Source organism: Arthrobacter sp. 05N429 (assembly GCF_056397045.1).
In genome coordinates this window covers 269,788-293,560 of the sequence record NZ_JBFTMQ010000003.1, presented here as the reverse complement: position 1 = coordinate 293,560, position 23,773 = coordinate 269,788, and the positions used below count along the sequence as shown (strand labels likewise).

Annotated in this window: 24 protein-coding genes; 14 read left to right on the top strand and 10 right to left on the bottom strand. The window is 67.5% G+C overall.

The genetic code is table 11. From position 1 onward, the window contains the following. Positions 1-65 precede the first annotated feature (65 nt). On the top strand, positions 66-1,664 hold the full coding sequence (locus tag AC1DF4_RS08300) for an ABC-F family ATP-binding cassette domain-containing protein (RefSeq protein WP_476864698.1): 1,599 nt from the start codon (positions 66-68) through the stop codon (positions 1,662-1,664). Positions 1,665-1,797: 133 nt separating this feature from the next. Here the strand turns inward: AC1DF4_RS08300 and AC1DF4_RS08295 are convergent, their stop codons facing one another. The 4 genes from AC1DF4_RS08295 to AC1DF4_RS08280 are packed head-to-tail and all read right to left on the bottom strand — an operon-like array spanning position 1,798 to position 3,896. Beyond that, positions 1,798-2,274 (bottom strand): YbaK/EbsC family protein, encoded by a 477-nt coding sequence (locus AC1DF4_RS08295; RefSeq protein WP_476912423.1) that lies wholly within the window; start codon positions 2,272-2,274, stop codon positions 1,798-1,800. 3 nt (positions 2,275-2,277) lie between these two features. Next, positions 2,278-3,168, bottom strand: a complete 891-nt coding sequence (locus tag AC1DF4_RS08290) for an SURF1 family cytochrome oxidase biogenesis protein (protein ID WP_476912422.1) — start codon at positions 3,166-3,168, stop codon at positions 2,278-2,280. After that, on the bottom strand, positions 3,169-3,417 hold the full coding sequence (locus AC1DF4_RS08285; protein ID WP_476912421.1) for a hypothetical protein: 249 nt from the start codon (positions 3,415-3,417) through the stop codon (positions 3,169-3,171). It lies immediately after the preceding gene. Beyond that, positions 3,414-3,896 carry a DUF3099 domain-containing protein gene (locus AC1DF4_RS08280; RefSeq protein WP_476912420.1) on the bottom strand — a complete coding sequence of 161 codons (483 nt, stop codon included), beginning with the start codon at positions 3,894-3,896 and terminating at the stop codon, positions 3,414-3,416. The genes AC1DF4_RS08285 and AC1DF4_RS08280 overlap by 4 nt, the downstream gene beginning before the upstream one ends. A gap of 150 nt (positions 3,897-4,046) precedes the next feature. Between AC1DF4_RS08280 and AC1DF4_RS08275 the strand changes: the two genes are divergently transcribed. Further along, positions 4,047-4,772 (top strand): beta-ketoacyl-ACP reductase, encoded by a 726-nt coding sequence (locus tag AC1DF4_RS08275; RefSeq protein WP_476912419.1) that lies wholly within the window; start codon positions 4,047-4,049, stop codon positions 4,770-4,772. 199 nt (positions 4,773-4,971) lie between these two features. Continuing rightward, the gene (locus AC1DF4_RS08270; RefSeq protein WP_476912418.1) at positions 4,972-5,391 is read left to right on the top strand and encodes an Hsp20/alpha crystallin family protein; all 420 of its coding nucleotides are present in this window, start codon (positions 4,972-4,974) and stop codon (positions 5,389-5,391) included. 87 nt (positions 5,392-5,478) lie between these two features. Here the strand turns inward: AC1DF4_RS08270 and AC1DF4_RS08265 are convergent, their stop codons facing one another. Beyond that, positions 5,479-5,886: a DUF5655 domain-containing protein gene (locus AC1DF4_RS08265; RefSeq protein WP_476912417.1), complete on the bottom strand. Its 408-nt coding sequence runs from the start codon at positions 5,884-5,886 to the stop codon at positions 5,479-5,481. 150 nt (positions 5,887-6,036) lie between these two features. Here AC1DF4_RS08265 and AC1DF4_RS08260 point away from each other — a divergent pair, with 150 nt between their 5' ends. After that, entirely contained in the window at positions 6,037-6,786 is a 750-nt protein-coding gene (locus AC1DF4_RS08260) for an SDR family oxidoreductase (RefSeq protein ID WP_476912416.1), read from the top strand. 82 nt (positions 6,787-6,868) lie between these two features. Here AC1DF4_RS08260 and serB read toward each other — a convergent pair whose 3' ends face one another. Next, complete coding sequence (gene serB / locus AC1DF4_RS08255) at positions 6,869-7,777, bottom strand: phosphoserine phosphatase SerB (RefSeq protein ID WP_476912415.1); 909 nt, start codon at positions 7,775-7,777, stop codon at positions 6,869-6,871. Between the two features lie 155 nt (positions 7,778-7,932). On the opposite strand from serB, the gene AC1DF4_RS08250 reads away from it, so the two are divergent. The 5 genes from AC1DF4_RS08250 to AC1DF4_RS08230 all read left to right on the top strand — a co-directional run bounded on the left by AC1DF4_RS08250 (position 7,933) and on the right by AC1DF4_RS08230 (position 12,041). Further along, on the top strand, positions 7,933-8,718 hold the full coding sequence (locus tag AC1DF4_RS08250) for an ABC transporter ATP-binding protein (protein ID WP_476912414.1): 786 nt from the start codon (positions 7,933-7,935) through the stop codon (positions 8,716-8,718). Positions 8,719-8,736: 18 nt separating this feature from the next. Further along, positions 8,737-9,522, top strand: a complete 786-nt coding sequence (locus tag AC1DF4_RS08245; protein ID WP_476912413.1) for a sulfite exporter TauE/SafE family protein — start codon at positions 8,737-8,739, stop codon at positions 9,520-9,522. A gap of 56 nt (positions 9,523-9,578) precedes the next feature. Continuing rightward, on the top strand, positions 9,579-10,388 hold the full coding sequence (locus tag AC1DF4_RS08240; RefSeq protein WP_476912412.1) for a TrmH family RNA methyltransferase: 810 nt from the start codon (positions 9,579-9,581) through the stop codon (positions 10,386-10,388). Between the two features lie 177 nt (positions 10,389-10,565). Then, positions 10,566-10,823: a type B 50S ribosomal protein L31 gene (locus AC1DF4_RS08235; RefSeq protein WP_011691973.1), complete on the top strand. Its 258-nt coding sequence runs from the start codon at positions 10,566-10,568 to the stop codon at positions 10,821-10,823. 111 nt (positions 10,824-10,934) lie between these two features. Then, positions 10,935-12,041: a lipoate--protein ligase family protein gene (locus tag AC1DF4_RS08230; RefSeq protein WP_476912411.1), complete on the top strand. Its 1,107-nt coding sequence runs from the start codon at positions 10,935-10,937 to the stop codon at positions 12,039-12,041. Between the two features lie 533 nt (positions 12,042-12,574). Here the strand turns inward: AC1DF4_RS08230 and pepN are convergent. After that, positions 12,575-15,178, bottom strand: a complete 2,604-nt coding sequence (gene pepN / locus AC1DF4_RS08225; RefSeq protein WP_476912410.1) for an aminopeptidase N — start codon at positions 15,176-15,178, stop codon at positions 12,575-12,577. 4 nt (positions 15,179-15,182) lie between these two features. After that, positions 15,183-16,214 (bottom strand): YeiH family protein, encoded by a 1,032-nt coding sequence (locus AC1DF4_RS08220; RefSeq protein ID WP_476912409.1) that lies wholly within the window; start codon positions 16,212-16,214, stop codon positions 15,183-15,185. 179 nt (positions 16,215-16,393) lie between these two features. Here AC1DF4_RS08220 and AC1DF4_RS08215 point away from each other — a divergent pair, with 179 nt between their 5' ends. The 3 genes from AC1DF4_RS08215 (at position 16,394) to AC1DF4_RS08205 (ending at position 19,800) form a co-directional block, all read left to right on the top strand. Further along, the gene (locus AC1DF4_RS08215; protein WP_476912408.1) at positions 16,394-17,950 is read left to right on the top strand and encodes a circularly permuted type 2 ATP-grasp protein; all 1,557 of its coding nucleotides are present in this window, start codon (positions 16,394-16,396) and stop codon (positions 17,948-17,950) included. 75 nt (positions 17,951-18,025) lie between these two features. Beyond that, positions 18,026-18,952: an alpha-E domain-containing protein gene (locus AC1DF4_RS08210; protein WP_024366688.1), complete on the top strand. Its 927-nt coding sequence runs from the start codon at positions 18,026-18,028 to the stop codon at positions 18,950-18,952. Next, positions 18,949-19,800 (top strand): transglutaminase family protein, encoded by an 852-nt coding sequence (locus tag AC1DF4_RS08205; protein ID WP_476912407.1) that lies wholly within the window; start codon positions 18,949-18,951, stop codon positions 19,798-19,800. The genes AC1DF4_RS08210 and AC1DF4_RS08205 overlap by 4 nt, the downstream gene beginning before the upstream one ends. Before the next feature lie 98 nt (positions 19,801-19,898). Here AC1DF4_RS08205 and AC1DF4_RS08200 read toward each other — a convergent pair whose 3' ends face one another. Next, a complete protein-coding gene (locus tag AC1DF4_RS08200) occupies positions 19,899-20,387 on the bottom strand; it encodes a pyridoxamine 5'-phosphate oxidase family protein (protein WP_476912406.1) in 489 nt (162 codons plus the stop codon). A 169-nt stretch (positions 20,388-20,556) separates the two neighbouring features. Here AC1DF4_RS08200 and AC1DF4_RS08195 point away from each other — a divergent pair, with 169 nt between their 5' ends. Continuing rightward, the gene (locus AC1DF4_RS08195) at positions 20,557-22,257 is read left to right on the top strand and encodes a GAF domain-containing sensor histidine kinase (RefSeq protein WP_476912530.1); all 1,701 of its coding nucleotides are present in this window, start codon (positions 20,557-20,559) and stop codon (positions 22,255-22,257) included. Positions 22,258-22,290: 33 nt separating this feature from the next. Here the strand turns inward: AC1DF4_RS08195 and AC1DF4_RS08190 are convergent, their stop codons facing one another. Beyond that, complete coding sequence (locus AC1DF4_RS08190; protein ID WP_476912405.1) at positions 22,291-23,019, bottom strand: response regulator; 729 nt, start codon at positions 23,017-23,019, stop codon at positions 22,291-22,293. Between the two features lie 292 nt (positions 23,020-23,311). Here AC1DF4_RS08190 and AC1DF4_RS08185 point away from each other — a divergent pair, with 292 nt between their 5' ends. Further along, positions 23,312-23,773: a universal stress protein gene (locus AC1DF4_RS08185; protein WP_476912404.1), complete on the top strand. Its 462-nt coding sequence runs from the start codon at positions 23,312-23,314 to the stop codon at positions 23,771-23,773.

The window sequence follows — 23,773 nt, the reverse complement described above, 5'->3', positions numbered from 1 at the left end:
CCCCGGCCTTTCCAGACTCCACTTTTGTGCCGCGGCGTTCCCTGTTGTGAAAGGCCTTAGCTGCATTGATTACCGTCCAGGATCTCGAACTGCGCGCCGGCGCCCGCCTCCTTATGGACCAGGTGAGCTTCCGGATCGACAAGGGAGACAAGATCGGCCTTGTGGGCCGTAACGGTGCAGGCAAGACCACCTTGACCAGGGTGCTCGCAGGCGAGGGCCTGCCCGCCGGCGGCAAGGTGACCCGCAGCGGCGAGATCGGTTACCTGCCGCAGGACCCGCGCACGCCGGACATGGAGCAGCTGGCCCGTGACCGGATCCTGTCCGCCCGCGGCCTGGACATCGCCGTCGGGAAGCTCCGCGTGGCCCACGAAGAGATGGCCAGCGACGACGCCGACATCCAGCGCAAGGCGATGAACCGCTACGACCGGCTTGAGTCCGAGTTCCTGGCAGCCGGCGGCTACGCGGCCGAGGCCGAGGCCGCCGCGATCTGCTCCAACCTGGCGCTCCCGGACCGGCTGCTGAACCAGCCGCTCAAGACTCTTTCCGGCGGCCAGCGCCGCCGTGTGGAGCTGGCCCGCATCCTGTATTCGGACGCCGAAACGATGCTCCTCGATGAGCCCACCAACCACCTCGACGCCGACTCGATCTCCTGGCTCCGTGAGTTCCTGAAGAACCACCAGGGCGGCCTGATCGTGATCAGCCACGACACGGAACTGCTTGAAGCCACCGTGAACAAGGTGTTCCTGCTGGACCCCAACCGCGCGCAGATCGACTTCTACAACATGGACTGGAAGCGCTACCTCCAGCAGCGCGAGACGGACGAGCGTGCCCGCAAGCGGGAGCGCGCCAACGCGGAAAAGAAGGCCCAGGTCCTCATGGACCAGGCCAACAAGATGCGCGCCAAGGCCACCAAGGCCGTCGCCGCGCAGAATATGGCCAAGCGTGCCGAGCGTCTGCTGGGCGGCCTCGAAGCAGTGCGCGCGACCGACCGCGTGGCAGCCCTTCGCTTCCCGGATCCGTCGCCCTGCGGCAAGACCCCGCTCACCGCGGACGGCCTCAGCAAGTCCTTCGGCTCGCTGGAGATCTTTACGGACGTGGACCTCGCCATCGACCGCGGCTCCAAGGTGGTCATCCTGGGCCTCAACGGCGCCGGCAAGACCACCCTGCTCCGGATGCTCGCCGGCGTCGACAAGCCGGACACCGGCGAAGTCGTCGCGGGCCACGGCCTGAAAGTCGGCTACTACGCGCAGGAGCACGAGACGCTCGACGTCGACCGGACCGTGTTGCAGAACATGCGTTCCTCCGCCCCGGACATGAACGACGCGGAAGTGCGCAACATCCTCGGTTCGTTCCTGTTCTCCGGTGACGACGTCGACAAGCCCGCCGGTGTGCTTTCCGGCGGTGAGAAGACCCGTCTGGCACTGGCCACCATTGTGGCCTCGAGCGCGAACGTGCTGCTCCTCGATGAGCCCACCAACAACCTGGACCCGGCCAGCCGCGCCGAAATCCTCGGAGCCCTGAGCAACTACACCGGCGCCGTGGTGCTGGTGAGCCACGATGAGGGTGCCGTTGAAGCGCTGAATCCTGAGCGCGTGGTTCTGCTGCCCGACGGCGTCGAAGACCTCTGGAACGCGGACTACCTGGACCTGATCACGCTGGCGTAGGCTGGCGCCGGGCTCGCCTTCCGCTTCGCGGCTCGCCCGATTTGCCGCGTGCTCGCTCGGTCCTCGCTTAGACGCACGCTACACAAATCGACCGCGCCGCTCCGCTGGCGGTCGTGTCGCCACTGGCGGAAAGCTAACGAACCTGGAGTTCCTGGGCGTCCGTGATCCGATGCAACTCTTCGTAGGAGATGGAGAACATCGAGTTGTGGTCGCCCGCGCCGGCCCAGAGCACGGGGTGGGCCGCGAGGGACTCGTCCAGCAGCGTCCGAATTTTTGCCGGGTGGCCGACCGGGGCTACGCCGCCAACTTCCTGGCCGGTGTGTTCGAGCACGAAGCCGGGGGAGGCGCGGCGGATTTTGCCGGCGCCCAACTGGGCGGCGACCTTCAGGACATCAACCCTTGCAGCGCCGCTGGCCAGGATCAGCAGCGGGGCGCCCTCGAGGTCGAACACGAGGCTGTTGGTGATCGCCGCGACGTCGCAGCCCAGCGTGGCGGCGGCCGCAACCGCCGTCGGGACTTTCGAATCGAACACTGTAACGGTGTCTTCTGCGCCCAGCACAGTCAACGCCCGCTTCACCCGGGCCACGGGGTCCGGAACCACGATGTCCACGGCTCAGAACCCCTGGGCGTCCAGGATGGCGTCTTCCTCTTCCTCCGCCGTCGCGTTCTTCCGCTTGCGGGGGACAGGACGACGGCGGGCCACCGGGCCGCTGGAGTGCATGAAGCCGCCAGCGGAGTCTCCCTCTGCCGCCTGGGCTTCGGCATCCTCGGCGTCGATGGCCGCGTTCCGGGCCTGCTGACGGGCCGCGTACCCGAAGCCGATGAACATCAGGACGCCGAAGGCAAACCACTGCAGCGAGTACGACAGGTGCGTGCCCTCCTCCGTGGACGGCTTCGGGAACGGGAAGGGCATCTCCGCCACGGACGGGCTCTCGGACGCAAGCTGCCCATACGCGCCCGTCAGCAAGGGGTAGCCGAGTTGGCTCGAGTAGGTTTTGAGGTCGATCGAGGCCAGCTGCCCGTCCGGGGCGCCGCGCTGCAGCTCCGGCTCGGAAGGCTTGAGACGGGCGACGACGGTTACCGTGCCTTGGGGCGGTGCCGGGACCGAGTCCGGGCGGCCCGGGTTGTTGTTGCCGATCGGCAGCCACCCGCGGTTAATCACGACGGTCTCGCCGGTTTCCACCCGGAACGGGACCACGACTTCGTAGCCGGGCTGGCCATTGAGAGGCCGGTTGCGGACGATGCGCTGCCCGTCGACGTCGTAAGTGCCCTTCAGCTCCACCTGCGTCCACTCGCGGTCCGCGGCGAGGGAGCTGAACTGCTCCTTGACCTCGGCGAAGGGGACCGGCGTGGCGGAATAGTTGGAGGTGACACGGTTGATTTCCGCGAGGGTTTCCGCTCGGCGGTCCATCTGCCAGCGGCCCAGCCCGACGCAGGCGGCCGCAAAAATCGCGGCCAGCAACAAATAGCCCAGCCATTTGCTGGAAAAGAGAAAACGGTACATTCAGCTTGCCTTGCCTGCCGGGTCCAGTGCCACAGTTTCTTTCCAGAGCCCGCGGGTCTGCAGATAGTCCTCGAGCCAGGCCCGATGCTCTCCGCAGGCCAGCCAGATCTTGCGCCGTTCCGGGGTGTGGATCTTGGGGTTGTTCCAGAGTAGCTGCCATTCGGCGCCGCTCCGGCATGCTTTGCGGGAGCACACGGCCTCCGCGGGTCCGGCTGCTCCGCCGTTCCCGGTGAGATCAAAAAGGTTCACGACGCCGCCCGTCCCTGACCGGCGTCGTCCCCGGCGTCTCCCGCGGGGAGATCCCGCCCATCCTTCGGGGCGTCCTCGTCATCTACGAGTTCGCCCTGCAACAGCGTCATCGACGGGTCTTCCTGTTCCGGGCCACCTGGAACCGCGGCCGGGGCATCGAGCTGGGCAAGCGGGGCGTAGTCCAGCAGCGAGTCGGCGTGGACCTCCGCCTGGTCACCGCCGTTGGCGATGATAACGGCAACCCAGGGCAGGAACACGGCCCCGATGATCGGCAGGACCTTGAACCAGCCGTCCACAACAAAGATCAGAATCAAGCAGACCATGCGGATACCCATCGCCACGGCGTACTTGATCATCCGCTGGCGCATCTCTTCAGAATGCGCGGTAGCGGCGTCCGTGATGCTGTGAACCTCGGAATCACCGGACGGGACGTCCGGGTTCCCGGGCACAGGTACACCGGGTCGGTTTTTGAGTGTCACGGCTGTCAGATCACGCTCCCAAGGCTTACTGCAATTCTCTCACCAACGGCAGGGCCGCCCAAACGCGGGCCGGCCGGGCGCTAAGATCGGAGGCAGGAAAATCCCGCCCCCAGCGCGGCGCCGTCCGCCGCAGAATTCCGGAGCCCCACCATGTCTGAAACAGCAACCACCGGCCGCAGCGTCCTGATCACCGGCGGAAACCGCGGAATCGGCCTCGCCATCGCCGAAGCCTTCCTCGCCAACGGTGACAAGGTGGCCGTCACATACCGCAGCGAATCAGCGCTTCCCGAGGGCATTCTCGGCGTCAAGGCAGACGTCACCGACGAAGCCTCCGTGGACGCCGCGTTCGCAGAAGTTGAAGCCGCGCACGGCCCCGTCGAGGTGCTGGTGGCGAACGCCGGCATCACCAAGGACACGCTCCTGATGCGAATGAGCGAGGACGATTTCACCTCGGTCATCGACACCAACCTCACCGGCGCCTTCCGCGTGATCAAGCGCGCCTCCAAGGGCATGATCCGGGCACGCAAGGGCCGCGTCGTCCTGATTTCCTCCGTCTCGGGCCTCTACGGAGCGCCCGGCCAGATCAACTATTCCGCGTCCAAGGCCGGCCTGGTCGGAATCGCCCGCTCCCTGACCCGCGAGCTGGGCGCCCGCGGCATCACCGCGAATGTGGTGGCGCCCGGCTTCATCAACACCGATATGACGGCGGAACTGCCCGAGGCAACCCAGAAGGACTACCTGTCCAAGGTCCCCGCCGGCCGCTTCGCCGAAGCCTCCGAGGTTGCCAACGTGGTCCGCTGGATCGCCAGCGAGGAGGCCGCCTACATCTCGGGCGCGGTCATCCCGGTCGACGGCGGCCTCGGCATGGGCCACTAGGCTCCATCCAACAGTCGACGACGCCGACGCGTTGCGGCGGCCGGCCCCTCACCGGGCCGGCCGCACACCGCCTGCCCACTGCTGCCCAGGGCCGCCACGCTGGGACCTTCAGCCCTTTGCGCCGCGCGTCCCCGGGTGTGTAATAGGGCTACAGCCCCTGACCCCACCTTGGCAGGGGCATGGATTCAGGAGGACAACTGTGGCTGAACTGAACAAGTGGGTCGCCTCGGACATGCTGGAGCCGATCAAACGCTTCCTCGACGGCGACCTCACCATGACGCCGTCCATCAAAGTCGAACAGTTTCTGGACGGAACCACGCAGGTGGTGCGCGCCGAGGTTCCGGGGATCGACCCGGACAAGGACGTTGACGTCTCCGTGAGCGGCGGCATGCTGCACATCAGGGCGGAACGTGAGGAAAAGACCGAGCACAAGGGCAAGGACGGCTACCGCTCGGAATTCCGTTACGGCTCCTTCTCGCGCAGTGTTGGCCTGCCGCCGGGCACCAGGGCTGAGGACATCACGGCCACCTACAAGGACGGCGTCCTCGAGGTGCGGGCACCTGCGCCCGTGACAACACCCGACACCACGTCCCGGAAGATCAGGATCGACCACCCGTAGCGAGGCTGGATGCGGGCGGGGCGGCAGGTCAGAACCGGCCCGCCCCGTCCCGTTCTGCGCAGGCAGCAGGACGCTGGCCGCCCAGCCTCAGCCGGCAGCCTCCCTCGCCTCCCGCAGCCAGTCCAGGACCTCCCGGTCAAGCTCGTCCACAGTATGCAACTCCAGGTGATGCATCCACATCCCCGGGGACGGGCTGACCACCTCCTTGAATCTGGCGGACCCGATGCGCCGCGGGAGCGCGATCGACAACACGGCGGGCACCTCGGATGTTACGTAGCGTCCCGGCCACCAGAGATACGCGAATCCGCGTCTGTCCCGGAACGCGACCTGGCTTTTCGTTGCCCGGACGTCAGGCGGGGTTGGTGCGGCCAGCATCGCCTCCACCGCGCGGAACAGCTCAAGGCCCCTCGGTGAACCGCTGAACACCTCTTCCGGCGTCGAGTCCCCGCCTACGCCCCGGGGCACGGGGCGTCCCGTTGCGTCATGATCGGCCATTCCATGCGCGCGAGCCTACGCCCGCGGTCCCGGCCGTCACTAGCCCGCTGCTCCTTCTTTGTGGAACCCGAACAACCGAAAACGCCGGCGGCGCTGGCATGATGGACTGCAGACCCACCGTTTTTGGACGTTTGGAACAAAGGAGCTCGTATGGGACTGCTGGACAACAAGACCGCAATCGTGACCGGTTCATCGAGGGGCATCGGCGCTGAAGTCGCCAAGATCCTCGCCGCCGAGGGCGCCGCCGTCGTCGTGAACTACCGCCAGAAGGCGCCGCGCGCCAACAAGGTCGTTACGGAAATCGAGGCCGCCGGCGGCCGGGCCGCCGCCGTCGGCGCGGACCTCACCACCCAGGAAGGCGTCCAGGCCCTGGCCAGCGCCGCGATGGAGAACTTCGGCTCGCTCGACGTCCTGGTCCTCAACGCCTCCGGCGGGATGGAATCCGGCGTGGAAGAGGGCTACGCGCTCAAGCTCAACCGCGACGCCCAGGTGAACATGCTCAACGCCGCCGTGCCGCTGATGCCCGAAGGTTCCCGGGTGGTCTTCGTGACCAGCCACCAGGCCCACTTCATCAACACCGTGCCCACCATGGAAAACTACGAGCCCGTGGCACGCAGCAAGCGCGCCGGCGAGGACGCCCTGCGCGAACTCGTCCCGAGCCTGGCCGAGAAGGGCATCTCCCTTGTCGTGGTCTCCGGCGACATGATCGAGGGCACCGTGACGGCCACCCTGCTGGACCGCTCAAACCCGGGCGCCATCGAGGCCCGGCGTGCCGAGGCCGGGAAGCTGTACTCGGTGGTCGAGTTCGCCGGCGAGGTCGCCAAGATGGTCACGGCCGACGTCGAGTCCGGCCACACCGAGTACGTCGGCGGGTCCGACTACTTCAACAAGAGCAACTAGGCACCCACCACGGGACGCAGGGAAGGCCGGGGCAACCGCCCCGGCCTTCCTTTGTTCTAAGCCATCAGGTGACCGTGCAGCCTCAGACGCCGGCGATGTGCCGCACCGCGTCAAGGTACGGCAGGTTCACCGCGGCGTCCGCCACAGCACGGACAGCCGGCTTGGCGTTGAACGCCACGCCGATCCCTGCGGCGCCGAGCATGTCCAGATCGTTGGCGCCGTCGCCCACAGCAATCGTGTGCTCCATCGGGATGCCTTCCCGGGCGGCCCATTCGCGCAGGTATTTCTCCTTCGCCGCCCGGTCAATCACCTCGCCGATCACTTTCCCGGTCAGGGCGCCGTCGACGATTTCGAGCTCGTTGGCGATCCAGTAGTCCAGTCCCAGTCCCTCCGCGATGGGCTGCAGGATCTGGTTGAAGCCGCCGGAGATCACGGCCACCACGTGCCCTGCGGCCCGGAAGGCGGCCACGAGCTCCGCCGCCCCGAGGCTCAGCTTCACTTCGGCGCGCACGGAATCGACGACGTCGGCCGGCAGCCCGGCGAGCACCGCCACCCGGGAGTGCAGGCTCTGGGCGAAGTCCAGCTCGCCGCGCATGGCGGCCTCGGTCACGGCCGTCACTTCGTCGCGCTTGCCGGCGTACGCGGCCAGGAGTTCGATCACTTCCTGCTGGATCAGGGTGGAATCCACGTCCAGGATGAGGAACTTCCGCTGCGCACTGCGGAGGGAGGCGGGGACAATCGCCGTGTCCACTCCCGCTGGGCCGTTATCGGCCACCGTCCGGCGCAGTCCAGCCAGCGCCGACTCCCCGCTGTCCGGGCCGGAACCAAGGTCAACGCTGCCGTCCGCCGTGTACACCTCGAAGCGGGAGTCACCGGTGCGGGTTTCGGCGTCGAGGGCCACTCCCGCGGCTGCCAGCAGCGAACGGAGCCGCTGCACTTCGGGGAGGGTCAGTTTCGGGGCATAGCTCACTGCGGTCACGAACAGGTTCATGTCTGCAATCCTAGCGATCAGGCGGATGGGGGCCTGCATTCGTTGCGCCCCGGTGACGCCGCTGCAGCCAGGCGGCGGGTGCCCGGCATGCACCCGGGACGGGCCCGGTGTTCCGGTTATCAGTCGTCCGCTTTTATGTCCTAGTGTCTACTCCTATGAGTGATGTTCTTGAAATGGCCGCCGTCAGCGTTGTGCGTGGGGCAAAAACCCTCCTGGACAAGGTCGACTGGCAGGTCCGGGAAGGCGAGCGTTGGGTGATTCTTGGCCCCAACGGCGCCGGCAAGACCACACTGCTGCAGATCGCCGCGGCGCGGATCCACCCCACGAGCGGGATGGCGGGCATCCTCGAAGAGATCCTCGGCGCCGTCGACGTCTTCGAACTCCGGCCCCGGATCGGCCTGTCCTCAGCCGCGCTGGCCAATCAGATCCCGGAACACGAGAAGGTCCTCAACGTCGTCGTGACGGCCGCCTACGGTGTCACCGGACGGTGGCGCGAAGGGTACGAGAAGGACGACGAACGCCGCGCCTTCTCCCTGCTGAACGAGTGGGGCATGGGCCCGCTGCTCAACCGGCCGTTCTCCTCGCTCTCCGAGGGGGAGCGCAAGCGCGTCCAGATCGCCCGTGCCCTGATGACGGACCCGGAACTGCTGCTCCTCGACGAACCCGCCGCGGGACTCGATCTGGCCGGCCGCGAGGACCTCGTGTACCGGCTCAGTGAACTTGCCCGCGACGAGGCCGCCCCGGCCATCGTCCTGGTCACGCACCACCTCGAGGAGGTCCCGCCGGGCTTCACGCACGCCATGCTGATGCGCGGCGGCAGCGTCGTTGCCCAGGGCCCGATCGAAGGCGTCCTCACCGCGGAAAACCTGAGCGAGACCTTCGGCCTGCCACTGGACGTCAGCGTCACCGCCGGCCGGTACACGGCCACCGCACGCCGCTGAACGGACCGCTGACCGCGCGTGGAGTTCCTCAATAGCGTCTTCATTTTCTTCGCCGGGCTCTGGGCCGGGACCATCAACAGCGTGGTGGGCTCCGGCACCCTGGTGACCTTCCCGGTGCTGATCGCCCTCGGCTACGCGCCGGTCACAGCCTCGATCAGCAACGCGATGGGCCTCGTGGCCGGGAACGCCTCCGGCGCCTGGGGCTACCGCAAGGAGCTCACCGGACGCGGCAGGCAGCTGCTCAAGCTGCTGCCCGCATCGTTGCTGGGCGGCATCACCGGCGCCTACCTGCTGCTGCACCTGCCCGAGCAGGTCTTCTACTACGCCGCCCCCGTCCTGATCGTGCTGGCGCTGCTGATGGTGGCCTTCCAGCCCCGGCTGCAGCAGTGGGTCCGGAACCGGGAACAGAATCCCGAGCACGCCATCCGGGACCGCCGCCACGGCGTCATCCTCGTGGTCCTCGTGTACCTCGCCGGTGTGTACGGCGGATACTTCGTCGCCGCGCAGGGCATCCTGCTGGTCGGGATTTTGGGCATCTTCATGACCGGGACCATGCAGAACGCCAACGCCATGAAGAACATCCTGGTCCTCGCCGTCAACGTCGTGGCGGCGGGCTCCTACCTGCTCTTCGCCTTCGGCCGGATCGACTGGAATGTCGTCGGGCTGATCGCCGTGAGCTCGCTGATCGGCGGCGTGATCGGCTCCAAGGTCGGACGCCGGCTCTCACCGGTGGTCCTGCGCGGGGTCATCTTTGTCCTGGGCCTCGTCGCCCTGGGGTTCATGATCGCCAACCTGTTCAAGTGATCCCGTCCCGTGACTCCTGAACCTTCCCCGAATTACTCCGCTGAAATGGCCCGCCCATGACCTTCCACCATCTTGAGTCCGCCGACGACCCGCGGGTCTCCGACTACACCCAGCTCACCGACGTGCACCTGCGCAAGCTCCGTGAACCCGCCGAGGGCATGTACATCGCCGAGTCCTCCCGGGTGCTCCGCCGCGCCCTCGCGGCAGGACACCGGCCGCGGTCCTTCTTCCTCGCCGAGAAGTGGCTCGAGGACCTCGCCGACGTTTTCGAGCAGTACCCGGACGTCCCCGCATACATCGGATCCGCCGCCCTGCTCGAGGACATCACCGGCTTCCACCTCCACCGCGGCGCCATGGCGGCCATGCAGCGCCCAGAACCGGTGCCGCTGCCCGAGCTCCTCGCCGGGGCACGCCGGGTCGCCGTGCTGGAGGACATCGTGGACCACACCAACGTCGGCGCGATCTTCCGTTCCGCCGCAGCCCTCGGCGTCGACGCCGTCCTCGTCTCCCCGCGCTGCGGGGACCCGCTGTACCGCCGCAGTGTCCGGGTCAGCATGGGAACGGTGTTCCAGGTGCCGTGGGCCCGGCTGGAGAACTGGCCGGGGGACCTCCAGGCACTCCGGGACCAGGGCTTCACCGTGGCCGCCATGGAGCTCACCGGCGACGCCGTGGACCTCGATGAGCTGGCTGCCCGCCAGCCGGGGAAACTCGCCCTTGTCCTCGGCACCGAGGGTGCCGGGATGAGCGCAGGCACCCTCGCCGCCGTCGACCTCGCCGTCAAGATCCCCATGCGCCCGGGCGTTGACTCGCTCAACGTCGCGGCCGCGTCCGCCGTCGCGTTCTGGGAACTCCGGCCGCGCGACTGAACCGTGTGGCTGAACCGCGCGACCGAACCGTATGCCGGGAAACGGAACAGCTGGTCAGGCGGCGAACGCGCCGATCTTCCGCTATGATTGATAGCTGGTCGTCCGGTACATTCCGCCGGCCATCCCATTCATACCTGGCAACTGGCAAAATCCAGTTGTGCGAACAAAGGTCCAATTATGAAGTCTAATACTCACCCGAAGTACGAAGCTGTTGTTTTCAACGACCTGGCTTCCGGCGTCAAGTTCCTGACCAAGTCCACCGTGTCTTCCAAGAAGACCATCGAGTGGGAAGACGGAAACACCTACCCGGTTATCGACGTCGAAATCTCCTCCGAGTCCCACCCGTTCTACACGGGCAAGCAGCGCATCATGGACTCTGCAGGCCGCGTCGAGCGCTTCAACGCTCGCTTCAAGGGCTTCGGCGGCAAGAAGTAACTTCTTCTCCCCAAGGTCTTTTGGAAAAGCCCGCACCGGCGACGGTGCGGGCTTTTTGCGTCCTGCGCCACTGTGCCTGCAGGCCGGCCGCCGCGTGGCAGGATTGAGGGCATGACAACCCTTCGCCCGGATCCCGGTTCCAACAGCGCTGACGACGGCGGCACGCGCCGCCACGGGGAGTACAAGGTTCCCGGCGGCAAGCTCGTGGTGGCCGATCTCGACGTCGTCGACGGCGCCCTCGCGAACGTCTCGCTCAGCGGCGACTTCTTCCTGGAGCCGGACGAGGCGCTGCTGGCGATCAACCGGGCGCTCACCGGCCTCCCGGCGGAGTCCGGCGCGGCGGACATTTCCGCCGCCGTGGCGGCTGCCCTGCCCGCCGACGCCGTCCTGTTCGGTTTTTCCGCCGACGCCGTGGCGGTCACCGTCCGCCGTGCCCTGGCGAAAGCCACCGGCTGGGCGGACCACCACTGGAACATCATTGGGCCCTCTGTGCTGCCCACCCACATCAACGTCGCTCTCGACGAGGTCCTGACCGAAGAGGTCGGCGCGGGCCGCCGCAACCCCACCCTGCGCTTCTGGGACTGGGAGGAACCCTCCGTCGTGATCGGCAGCTTCCAGTCCGTCCGGAACGAGCTCGATCCGGACGGCGTCGAACGCCACGGCATCAGCGTGGTCCGCCGGATCAGCGGCGGGGGAGCGATGTTCATGGAGGCGGGCAACTGCATCACGTATTCGCTGTACCTGCCGCAGACCCTGGTGGATGGCATCAGTTTCGCCGATTCCTACGGCTTCCTGGACGCCTGGGTGATGGCAGCCCTCGAGAAGATGGGTATCAGCGCCTTCTATGTGCCGCTGAACGACATCGCCACGGAGCAGGGAAAGATCGGCGGCGCCGCGCAGAAACGGCTCGCGAACGGCGGCATGCTGCACCACGTCACCATGAGCTACGACATCGACGCGGACAAAATGGTGGAGGTCCTGCGGATCGGCAAGGAGAAGCTCTCCGACAAGGGCACCCGCAGTGCGAAGAAGCGGGTGGATCCGCTCCGCCGGCAGACCGGCCTGGCCCGGACCGACATCGTCGCGGCCATGATGGACGTCTTCGCCGAACGCTACGCTGCGACGCCGTCGGAGCTCACCGACGCCGAACTGGCCGCGGCCCATCACCGGGTGGAGTCCAAGTTCGGCACCGAGGAGTGGCTGCACCGCGTCCCGTAGGGCCCCACCAGCGCGTCGGTTGCTCCGCAACAGCCCCCAGAGCACGTCCACAGCGGCCGTTTGCATCGGATGGGTGGCTGGGCACGCGGCGCTCTTCATCGACGCGCCACAAGTGGCCGCTATGCCCACCCGTCTAGCGGCCATTCGTGTCAGTTGGTCGCCCCGGGCCGCAGCATGGCGGCCATTCGCGTCAGATGGGTGTCCAGACGGACGGCGCTCCTCATCGATTCGCCACAAGTGGCCGCTATACCCACCCGTCTAGCGGCCATTCGTGTCAGTTGGGCGCCCCGGCCCGCATCATGGCGGCCAATCGCGCCAGATGGGTGTCCAGACGGACGGCGCTCCTCATCGATTCGCCACAAGTGGCTGCACCGTGTTCCGTAGGCCGCTTGAGTTCCAGGGCCCCCACCACCCGTCGATTGCTCCGCACCGGCACCCTCGCCTCGCAAGCTCGGCCAGGGAACCCTGCCGGCGTGGGCCCAGCTGCCGTTATGGGCCGCCAAAAGGGCCGTTACGGAGCAATAGATGGGGAGTTAGTGCACGGCCTGTGCCGTGAGGGAGCGGTGCAGGTGGCTGCGCTGTTCGATGATGATGCGGCGCAGCGCCCGCGGGGCGTCCGCGTGCCTGGCAAGCCACTCATCTGTCCGGACGACGACAGCGTGCGTGTCCGGAGTGCCGCCGTCGAGGTCCTGGCCCGCCGGGTACAGCCCGCGGACAAGCCGGCTGGCGATTTCAATGCTGCGCCCGGCCCACACGTCCTCCAGGCACTCAAAGTAGCGGTCCACGAATCCACCCAGCAGGGCCGCCGGGGCCGTGTTGAAACCGGCGATCGTGGCGCTCAGCAGCTGGTTGGAGAGCGAGGTGCCATGCACCGCCTCCTGCCAGGCCGCCTCCCTGACGGCGGTCTCGGGGCGGGCGGCGAGGGCGGTGGCAAGCCCGGATTTTCCGGCGGCAGTGTTGTCCCGCGCCAGTTCGCCGTGGAGCTCCTCGACAGTGGCTTGTCCGTTGGCGGCCAGGGCGTGCCAGAGGTTCCACCGGAGCTCCGCATCCACGGACAGGCCGTCAATCACGGTGCTGCCGTCCAGGATGCCGCGGAGCAGGTCCAGCCGGCTGCCGTCGTAGCGGCTGGTCGCGGCGACCGTGCGTGCCCACGCCAGCTGCTGGTCGGAGCCCGGCGCGGCCCGCTGCAGCTCGTCGGCTGCCAGGGACAGGAAGCCATGGCGGACCGCGTCCCGCCGGGACGCGGGCACATAGCGTTCGATCGCCGTGGACGCGTTGCCCAGGACGTTCAGCAGCACTCCGATGCCGGTCTCCGCGGGGCCGAAGCGCTGCACGGCGTCCACGTAGAGGGACGACGGCGTGACGGCGTCACGCGCCGAATCCCAGAGCGCGGTCCAGCACAGGGCCCGGGCCATCGGATCCGTGAGCGCGCCGAGGGAGGCCCGGACGGTGGCCTCGGAGCGCGGGTCCAGCCGGACCTTGGCGTAGCTGAGGTCATCGTCGTTGACCAGCAGCAGGGCCGGTTGAGGCTTGCCGGACAGGGCTGCCACCTCGGTCCGGGCGCCGCTGACGTCGGTCTCGATGCTGTCCGTGCGGACCAGGGCGCCGGCGTCGTCCATCTCGTACAGGCCGATCCGCAGGCGGTGCGGCCGCGGCTCTTGCCGGCCCGTCGTCGGGTCCTCGGCGTCCTGGTGGAGGGTCACGGTGCCGAGGACACCGTCGTGCTCCTCGATCCCGGTGGTGAGGGTCGAGATCCCGGAGGTCTGCAGCCACTGGCGGGCCCAGTCCGCGAGGTCGCGGCCGGAGGCGGCGCTAAGCGCGGCCAGCAGGTCAGCCAGGGTCGTGTTCCCGTAGGCGTGGTCCTTGAAGTACCGGCGCGAGCCGGCGATGAAGTCTTCGAATCCCACATAGGCGACGAGCTGCTTGAGTACCGAGGCGCCCTTGGCGTACGTGATGCCGTCGAAGTTCTGCTTCGCCGCCTCAAGATCGGGGATGTCGGCGACGATCGGGTGCGTCGTGGGCAGCTGGTCCTGCACGTAGGCCCAGGCCTTGCGATTGTTCGCGAAGTTCACCCAGGCGGTGGCCCAGTCCGTGGTGCGGTCCACGCCGAGGGTTCCCATGTAGTCCGCGAAGGACTCCTTGAGCCACAGGTCGTCCCACCACTGCATCGTGACGAGGTCGCCGAACCACATGTGGGCCATCTCGTGCAGCAGGGTGTTGGCTCGGGCCTGGTACTGCGAATCGGCGGCCCGGGAGGTGAAGACGTAGTTTTCCGTGAAGGTCACCAGTCCGGGGTTTTCCATGGCGCCGAGGTTGTACTCGGGCACGAAGGCCTGGTCGTACTTGCCCCACGGGTACGGGAAGTCGAAGAGCTCGTTGAAGAAGTCCAGGCCGTTTTTGGTGAGGGTGAAGAGCGCCCCGGGGTCGAACGACGGCGCCATCGATGCGCGGCAGTAGAGGGCGAGGGGCACCTCCAGGCTGCTGCCGTCCCCGAGGGTCCCGCGCCAGGAATCCTCGGCCTTAAAGTAGGGGCCGGCCAGCACGGTGGTGATGTAGGTGGACATCGCCTTGGTGGGGGCGAAGTCCCAGCGGCTGGTGTCCGGGTCGCTGGTCAGGAGCGTGCGTCCGGCCTCGACGCCGTTGGAGGCCACCTGCCAGGCCGAGGGGGCCATGACGTGGAAGGTGAATTCCGCCTTGAGGTCGGGCTGTTCGAAGTTCGCGAAGACCCGGCGGGCGTCGGCGGGCTCGTACTGGGTGTACAGGTAGCACTGGCCGTCGGCCGGGTCGAAGAAGCGGTGCATGCCCTCCCCGGACGTGCTGTACAGCGCGGTGCCAGTGACGGTGACCTGGTTCTCCGCCTGGAGGTTGTCCAGCCGGATCCGGGAACCGTCCACGACGTCCTTGACGTCAAGGCCCTTGCCGTTGAGGAAGACGCTGTGCACCTCACTGCTGATGAAGTCCAGGAACGTGGAGGACCCGGTCTCGCCGGCGGAGAAGTTGATGACGCTGCGGCTCGTGTACCCGGCGACATCCTGGTCCGCAGCCTGCCGGACGTCCAGGGAGACGTCGTAGCTGTGCGTAGTGATCAGGGCTGAGCGGGTTGCGGCTTCATCGCGGCGCAGGTTCTGGTTCGACACCCAGCTATCTAATCATGAGGAACGCGGCGCCCAGCCCCAGCGCGGCAATCAGCAGCCAGGACGCCAGCGCGGCCAGCAGGGCCCGCGAGCCCGTGTGCAGCAGCTGGCCCACCCGCACCGCCGAACCGAGGCCGAACAGGGCCATCCCCAGCAGGACGTCCTGAAGCACCGCGGCGGCGTCGAGGACTGCAGGGGAGAGCCAGCCCGTGGTCCGCAGGGCCGCCAGGGCGACGAACCCGAGCACGAACAGCGGGACGATGGGGGGCCGCTTCAGTCCTTCGCCGGCGTCGGCGGTGCTGCGGTGGTGCAGGCCCGCGGCGGCGACGATGGGAGCCAGCAGGATCACCCTGGTGAGTTTCACGACGACGGCGACCGCCAGCGCCGATGCCCCCGCGGTCTGCGCGGTGGCCACCACCTGTCCGACGTCGTGCACCGAGGCCCCGGCCCAGGCGCCAAAGACTTCCGGGCTGAGTTCCAGCGGCCGGATCAGCAGCGGCATCACCCCGATGGCCAGGGTCCCGCACAGGGTCACCAGGGCGACCGGGAGCACAGTGTCGTGTTGCCGGATGCGGCGCACCGCCGCCATCGCCCCGATCGCCGAGGCCCCACAGATGGAAAAACCGGTGGCGATCAGCAGCGATACCTGCGGCGGCAGCCGGAACAGCCTGCTGATCCCGTACGTTCCGGCGAAGGCCGCCAGGACCACGCCCGTGATCAGCAGCAGCGCGCTCCAGCCGAGACCGAGCACATCCACCAGGCTCACCTTCAGGCCCAGGACCACGATCCCGGCGCGCATCAGGTGCTTGCCGGCAAAATCCAGGCCCGGCCGGCCCGCTCCCGCAGTCCAGCCGGAGAGCCCTGGGACGTTTGCGGCGAGGAGTCCGAACGCCACGGCCAAAGTCATGGCCGGGAGGACGGGAACCAGGGTGTGGACGGCCAGGGCCAGCACGACGGCGGCTGCCGCGGCCAGCAGGCCCGGGGGCAGTCCCGGGAGCGGGCTGGCCCTGAACAGCGGGCGGAGAGTTATCAGTGGCACGCACCAACTTTGCCCCAACGGTCGGGAAAAGCCTTAACCGCCACGGCTGCCGCCAGGTGGTGCGCGCCGGTTTCCGGCCCGCAGACCCCCTTCCGCCAGGCCTTCCCCCCGCTGCCGGCGCCACCCTGCCGCCGGTCCGGAAATGAATTCGCAACAAAAAATGTGATTGTCTAGTGACCATGTCTGACCTATTCCAGGATTACTCAGTGGCCGCCGAACGCACCGGCGCCTACGACGAGATGTTTACCCCCGGGCAACAGGCGCGGAAGTCCTACGGGCAGGTGGCCGGGGCCCTGCGTGAACTCTCGCTCGCTGATGTCACCGCCCGCGCCGACTCCATGGCGCGGACCTTCCTGGACCGCGGCGTGACCTTCGACTTCGCGGGGGAGGAGCGGCCCTTCCCGCTCGACATCGTGCCCCGGGTCATCCCGGCCGACGAGTGGACCGTGCTGGAGCAGGGCGTCGCCCAGCGCGTGCGGGCGCTCGAGGCGTTCCTCAACGACGTCTACGACAAGATGGCCGTGGTCACCGACGGCGTCATCCCGCGCCAGCTCGTCACGACGAGCGCACACTTCCACCGCCAGGTGCACGGTTTCGAACCGGCCGGAGGCGTCCGCGTCCATATCTCCGGCATCGACGTCGTCCGCGACGCCGCCGGGACCTTCCGTGTGCTCGAGGACAACGTCCGCGTCCCCTCCGGAGTCAGCTACGTCCTGGAAAACCGCCGCGCCATGGCCAAGGGCCTGCCCGAGGCCTTCGGCCAGCAGCTCATCCGGCCGGTCGAAGAGTACCCCCGCCGGCTGCTGTCCGCCCTGCGCAAGACGGCACCGTCCGGCGTCGACGACCCCACAGTCGTGGTCCTGACCCCCGGCGTCTTCAACAGCGCCTACTTCGAGCACACCCTGCTCGCCGGCCTGATGGGCGTGGAACTCGTCGAGGGCCGCGACCTCATCTGCCGCGGCAACCGGGTCTACATGCGCACCACCGCCGGGGAACAGCGCGTGGACGTGATCTACAAGCGCATTGATGACGAGTTCCTGGATCCGCTGCAGTTCCGCGCCGACTCCATGCTCGGCTGCCCGGGCCTGGTCAACGCCGCACGCGCCGGAGGCGTCACGATCGCCAATGCAGTGGGCAACGGCGTCGCCGACGACAAGCTGGTCTACAGCTACGTCCCTGACCTCATCCGCTACTACCTCAACGAAGAACCCGTGATCGCCAACGTGGACACCTTCCGGCTCGAAGAGAAGGAAGCCCGGGAAGAGGTCCTGGACCGGCTGGACGAGCTCGTGGTCAAGCCCGTGGACGGTTCCGGCGGCAAGGGCCTGGTGATCGGCCCGGATGCCTCCAGGGAGGAACTCGATGCCCTGCGCAAGCGGGTCATCGCGGACCCCCGCGGCTGGATCGCGCAGCCGGTCCTGCAGCTCTCCACCGTCCCCACACTCAGCGGCGACAAGTTCGGCCCGCGGCACGTGGACCTGCGCCCCTTTGCCGTCAACGACGGCGACGACGTCTGGGTCCTGCCTGGCGGCCTGACCCGCGTGGCGCTCAAGGAAGGCTCACTCATCGTGAACTCCAGCCAGGGCGGCGGCTCCAAGGACACCTGGGTCCTCGCCGATTCGCCGGAGGTGCCGGTGGAGACTCTGCCGCGCCCGGCCATCACCGTCCGCGAACGGGTTTCCGTGTGGCCGGTCGAGAGCAACTGGCGCGACAGCCAGAAGGAGCAGCAGCAATGACCTGCGGCACCGCGTCGACCAATTTTCCGCTGACCTGCTCTTTTCAGATTTCCGATGCGCTGGAGGTAACCGCGAATGCTTAGCCGTATCGCCGAGTCCCTGTTTTGGATCGGCCGCTACGTGGAACGGGCCGACGGCACCGCCCGGATCCTCGACGTCCACCTTGAGCGGCTCAACCACCTGCCCATGGAGGAACAGCGCAGCGTTGCGCAGGAACTCCTCGCCGTCATGGGCGCCCGGGCGCAGAGCGAGGACTTCGGCCTCCCCGAACTCCTCAACGCCCTCGCGTACGACAAGCAGAGTGCCACGTCCATCGCCGGCTCCCTCGGCGCGGCGCGGGAGAACGCCCGCCGTGCCCGGGAAACCGTGTCGTCCGGACTGTGGGAGAGCCTGAACACCACGTACTACGGGCTGAACCAGCACCGCAAGGACGTTGTGGGCACCTACCGCTTCTGCAACTGGGTGCTGGAACGCACGGCCATGGTCAGCGGCCTCGCGGACACCACAGTGAGCCACGACGAGAGCTGGCAGTTCCTGGTCCTGGGCCGCTCGCTGGAACGCGCCGACATGACCGCGCGGATGCTCTCCACACGTGATGTGCTCTCCGCCGGGATGTCGTGGGTGAACATGCTCCGCTGCGCCGGTGCCTACGAATCGTTCCTGCGCACCCGCCGGGCCGCCTTCGGCGACCAGCATGCCGCCGAGTTCCTGCTCCTGGACCGGTTGTTTCCACGCTCCATCGTGTACGCGCTGCGGGACGCCGACGAGTGCCTCGCGAAGCTGGACCCCTCGGCCCAGCGCGTCGGCTTCATCAATGACGCCCGCCGGATCGTGGGCCAGGCCCGTACCTTCCTCGAGTTCCACCGCACCGACGATCTGATGTCGGAGCTGCCGGAGCACATGGAACGCGTGCAGAAGGCCGTCTCACAGGCCTCCGACGCCATTTCCCGTAAGTACTTCAATCAGGCAGACGAACTGGCCTGGGTGGGAGAAGTTTCATGACCCGGCTGAGCATCATCCACAAGACGGCGTACAAGTACAACAAGCGGGTCACACTCTCTTACAACGAGGCCCGCATGACCCCGCTGACGGATCCCCAGCAGGTGGTGCTGGAGTCCTCGCTGAAGGTCTCGCCGTCCCAGGCCGCGCTGAGCAGTTACCGCGACTACTGGGGGACCCGGGTTTCCGCGTTCGACATGCAGATGCCGCACGAGCACCTCGAAGTCCTGTCCACCACCACCGTTGAGGTGCACCGGGTGGAGCGGATCCCCTCCGAGGCGGACATCGTGGGCTGGGACGTCCTGGAGGCCCCGGAAACCCTCAACAAGTTCAGCGACTGGATTCCGCAGTCGCAGCTCACGGGTCCGGGCGCCGAAGTGCTCGCGATCATCCCCGGCGTCGTCGAGGGCCGCAACCCGCACGAGGCCGCCATGGCGGTCTTTGAATGGATGCGCGGGGAAATGACCTACATGAAGGGTTCCACGGGCGTCACCACCAACGCCGAGCAAGCCTGGAACCAGCGGCAGGGCGTCTGCCAGGACCTGGCACACCTTGCGATCGGTGCGCTGCGCAGCCGCGGCATCCCGGCCCGCTACGTGTCCGGTTACCTGCACCCGCGCTCGACGGCGGACCTCGGCGAGACAGTCGCCGGGCAGTCGCACGCCTGGCTGGAATGGTGGGACGGCGAATGGCGCAGCTGGGACCCCACCAACCACAAACCGGCCGGCGACTTCCACGTGACCGTGGCACGGGGCCGGGACTACCGCGACGTGCCGCCGCTCAAGGGGATCCTGTCGGGCGGCGGCGGCTCTGCCCTCAGCGTGAGCGTGGAGATCACCCGCCTAGCCTGAGCCCCGGCGCCAGCCAGCAAACGTTGCGCTATCAGTTTTGGGTGCTCTGAAGCCCTCAGAACAGCCACAACTGATAGCGCACCGGGGGTACGCGGGGATTATTCGAGGCCGGAACGGGTGGCGTCGTCCAGGGGCGTCCACCAGGTCAGTGGCGGGGCCACCTTGAATCGGCGTCCCGTAACAGTGTCCGGGGTGATCCGCACGAAGTGCTCCTTCTTGCCCGCCTGCCACGGGAACAAGAGCAGACCCACGGTGTCCAGGACCTCCTGCTGGTTCTGCACCGGCGCGGCCTGTCCCTTGACCACTACACTCCAAGCGATGCCGCTGTCCGCGTCCACACCGTCGGCCTCGACCGCCACCGGCGTGTTGCCGGTGGCCGCCTGGAGCTTGGTCCCGTCTGCCGTGCGGAACACGAGCGAACCGTGGTCCACCTTGTAGTTGATCGGGAAGATGTCGGGATGATCGTCCACCCACACCGCCAGCCTGCCCACGGAGACGCCGCGTAAGAGCCGCCAGCATTCGTGGTGGTCAAGGTTTTCGACTTCATACGCCTGTTGGTGTTTGCCCAGGTTCGGATCACTACTCATGGCGCCGAGCCTACGCCCGGACCGCGGCGGGGAGTAGGGCATAAGGTCACAATCCAAGGCAATATAGTCCGACCTCTAGGGTCTTTGAACCCGCTACGGGGTATTCTGGCATCACCATCGTCAGCGCCGACGATCGTTGTGTTCGTTGTAGGGAATTGGGGCCATGAGCATGCATTCAAGCGGGGGAAATCCGGACCAGGCAGCCGCTGAGCCGCAGCCCATGATTGACGGCGTGCTGAAGGGGTTCGTGTCCCGGGCCGAGGAACTGCTCCAGTCCCAGGAGCGGACGGCGGGGCTGCTGGAAGCAGTCGTTGCCGTCGCCGAGGACCTCAGCCTGGATGCCGTGCTGGAGCGCGTGGTGCAGTCCGCGTGCCGGCTTCTTCACGCCCGCTATGGCGCCCTAGGCGTCATCGGCGATGACCGCGCGCTCAGCCACTTCATCACGGTCGGCATCGACCAGGAACTGGCCGACCGGATCGGGCCGCTGCCTACCGGTCATGGGGTCTTGGGCCTGCTGATTTCTGAGCCCCGCCCGCTTCGGCTTCACGATCTGCGCCGACATCCGGAGTCCTATGGCTTCCCGGCGAACCACCCGCCCATGCAGTCCTTCCTCGGCGTCCCGGTGCGGGTCCGGGATGTGGTCTTCGGCAACTTATACCTCACGGAAAAGGAAGACGGCAGCGACTTCTCGGACGAGGACGAGGGCCTCGCCGTGGCGTTGGCGGCGGCCGCCGGGGTCGCGATTGAAAATGCCCGGCTCTACGACGACGCGCGGCGCCGCGCCCGCTGGCTGGAAGCCTGCATGGACGTCGCCGGGCTTATGCTCAGCAACGACCGCGACTACACCTCCGGGGGACTGGACCCCATCGCAAGCCGGGCACTGCAGGAGTCGGGCTCCCACCTTGCCCTGTTGGTGGCACCCGCCGCAGACGGCAACGGCCACATTGTGGCCGGAGCCGCCGGCCAGCGCAGTCCGCAGTTCTCCGGCCGCCGGCTCACACTGGACTCACCCTTGCTTGAAGGCGTGCTCGACGGCGGGGAGCCAGTGGTGCTGGATAAGGCCTCCGCCCTGTTCGGGGAGATCGACGGCGGGATCACAGGACCGCTGCTGGCGGTGGCGCTCAGCACCCAGGGCGCGCATCACGGACTCCTGCTGCTGGTCCGGGACCCGGGCGCGCTCCACTTCGCCCGCACGGACATCGAGATGGGCGCGGTTTTCGGTTCCCATGTCGCCCTCGCCCTCGAGCTCGCCCGCGTCCACCGGCTCCGCGAAGAACTGCTGGTCTTCACCGACCGGGACCGGATCGCCCGCGACCTCCACGACCTCGTCATCCAGCGGCTGTTCGCTGCCGGGCTGAGCGTCCAGAGCCTGACCCGCTTCACCAGGGATGAGCTTGCCACCGAACGGATCCGCACCATCACCGGCGAGCTCGACGAGGCGATCCGAAGCCTGCGGGACACCATCTACTCGCTGAAAAGCAGCGGCGGGGAAACGGAGCTGCTCAGCGGCCGGATCCGGCGGGTGACGCGCAGCTCGGCGAAGTCCATGCCGTTCACACCGCGCCTGACCATCACTGGACCCGTGGACGCCGTCACGCCCGACAAGGCGGACAATGTCGTGGCGGTGGTGTCGGAGGGCCTCAGCAACGCCATCAGGCATTCCGGTGCGGACGCCATCTCCGTCTCGGTCGGCGTCGTCAAGGGCAGGGTCACGGTTGTCATCACGGACAACGGCGCCGGCTTCGACGAACCGGAAAAACGCAGGGGACTCGCCAACCTGGAGGATCGGGCGCGCATGCTCGACGGCGAATGCACCATCACCAGCGCCCCGGACGCCGGTACCAGCCTTGAGTGGTCAGTGCCGGTTTAGCTGCTGCCGGTCACAGCGGGCGCGGACGATCAGCTAGCGGACGCTGTGCGGGCGGCCGGCTTCGGCATGGCTTCCGGGCGCTGCTGGCAACGCGGGACCGGCGATGAAGACGGCGGCCTGGGTGCGCCGTTCGAAGCCCAGCTTTGCCAGCAGTGAGGAGACGTAGTTCTTGACGGTTTTCTCAGCGAGGAACATTTCCGCGGCAATCTGGCGGTTTGTGAGCCCCCCGCCCACCAACTCCAGCACCCGGCGCTCCTGGGGCGTGAGGGAGGACGTCCGGGGGTCAACATCTTCGGCCTCGACGAGGCTGTCGACGACGCCGGCAGCGACTCCCTCCGCGAAGATCGACTCTCCCGCGGCCGCCCGGCGCAGCGCCCCGATCAGGTCGGTGCCGCCGATTTCCTTCAGGACATACCCGCTGGCGCCCGCCAAGACGGCCCCACGCAGGGCTTGTTCGTCGTCGAAACTGGTCAGGATAATGCAGTTGAGCGAGGGGTCCACGGAGCGTACGTCACGGCAGACCTCAATGCCGGTTCCGTCCGGGAGCCTGGCGTCGAGGACGCAGACGTCAGGATGAAGGGCAGGAATGCGGCGGGTCGCCTCGACGGCGGAACCCGAACTTCCCACCACCAGGAACCCTTCACCCTCTAGGAGCTCCTGGAGGCCACGCCTGACGAGTTCGTGGTCATCCAGAATGAAGACACGGATGACAACCGGAACCCCGTCGGGTGCAGTGAGACCTGCGTCTGACCAGGCAATCATGGTTCTCCTGTCGGGCAGCTTGTGCTGCCAATTATCGTGCGGTGCTCCCCAGCGTGCTCCGCAGACCGAGCCTGCGGATCGTGCGCGCTCAGTCTATTGTCGCCGACTTAAGCGTCGCTGTCGCCGTTGCCGACTGCTGCAATTTTGCGCTCCGGCCCGAACCCGGACAAGGGTCCTTGGTCCTGCTGCGGCGTCACCATCGCTGCCCTAATGACTTTTGGCCCTTGCTGTCCCCATGGTTGCCGGGACATTCTAGGCTGGACGCGCCGGCTGCTCGACGAAGGGAACTGCAATGACGGAAGCCAGGGACATTCGGACCATCGTGGTGGGGGTTGATGGTTCCGGTGCGTCGGTGGAAGCGCTGCGCCAGGCTCAGAGCCTCGCCGTACCGCTCTCGGCGACGCTGGTTGCAATGGCCAGCTGGGACGTCCCCCCGGTCTATGACGGCTACGTGGCCATGGGCATCAACGACTTCGACGTCCGTGCAGGCGAAATCCTGCAGGAGACGGTGGAGAAGGCGTTCGGGGTGAAAATCCCGGCCAACGTCGAAACGCGGCTCGTTCAGGGGCACCCACGGCACACCCTGATTGAGGCCAGCCGGGATGCCGACCTCGTGGTGGTGGGACGCCGCGGCCACGGGGGCTTCGGCGGAATGCTGATCGGGTCCGTGAGTTCTGCGCTGGTGGCGCATGCCCACTGCCCGGTGCTGGTGGTCCATTCCCCGGAAACAAAGGACAAGAAAGAGGCCAAGTAG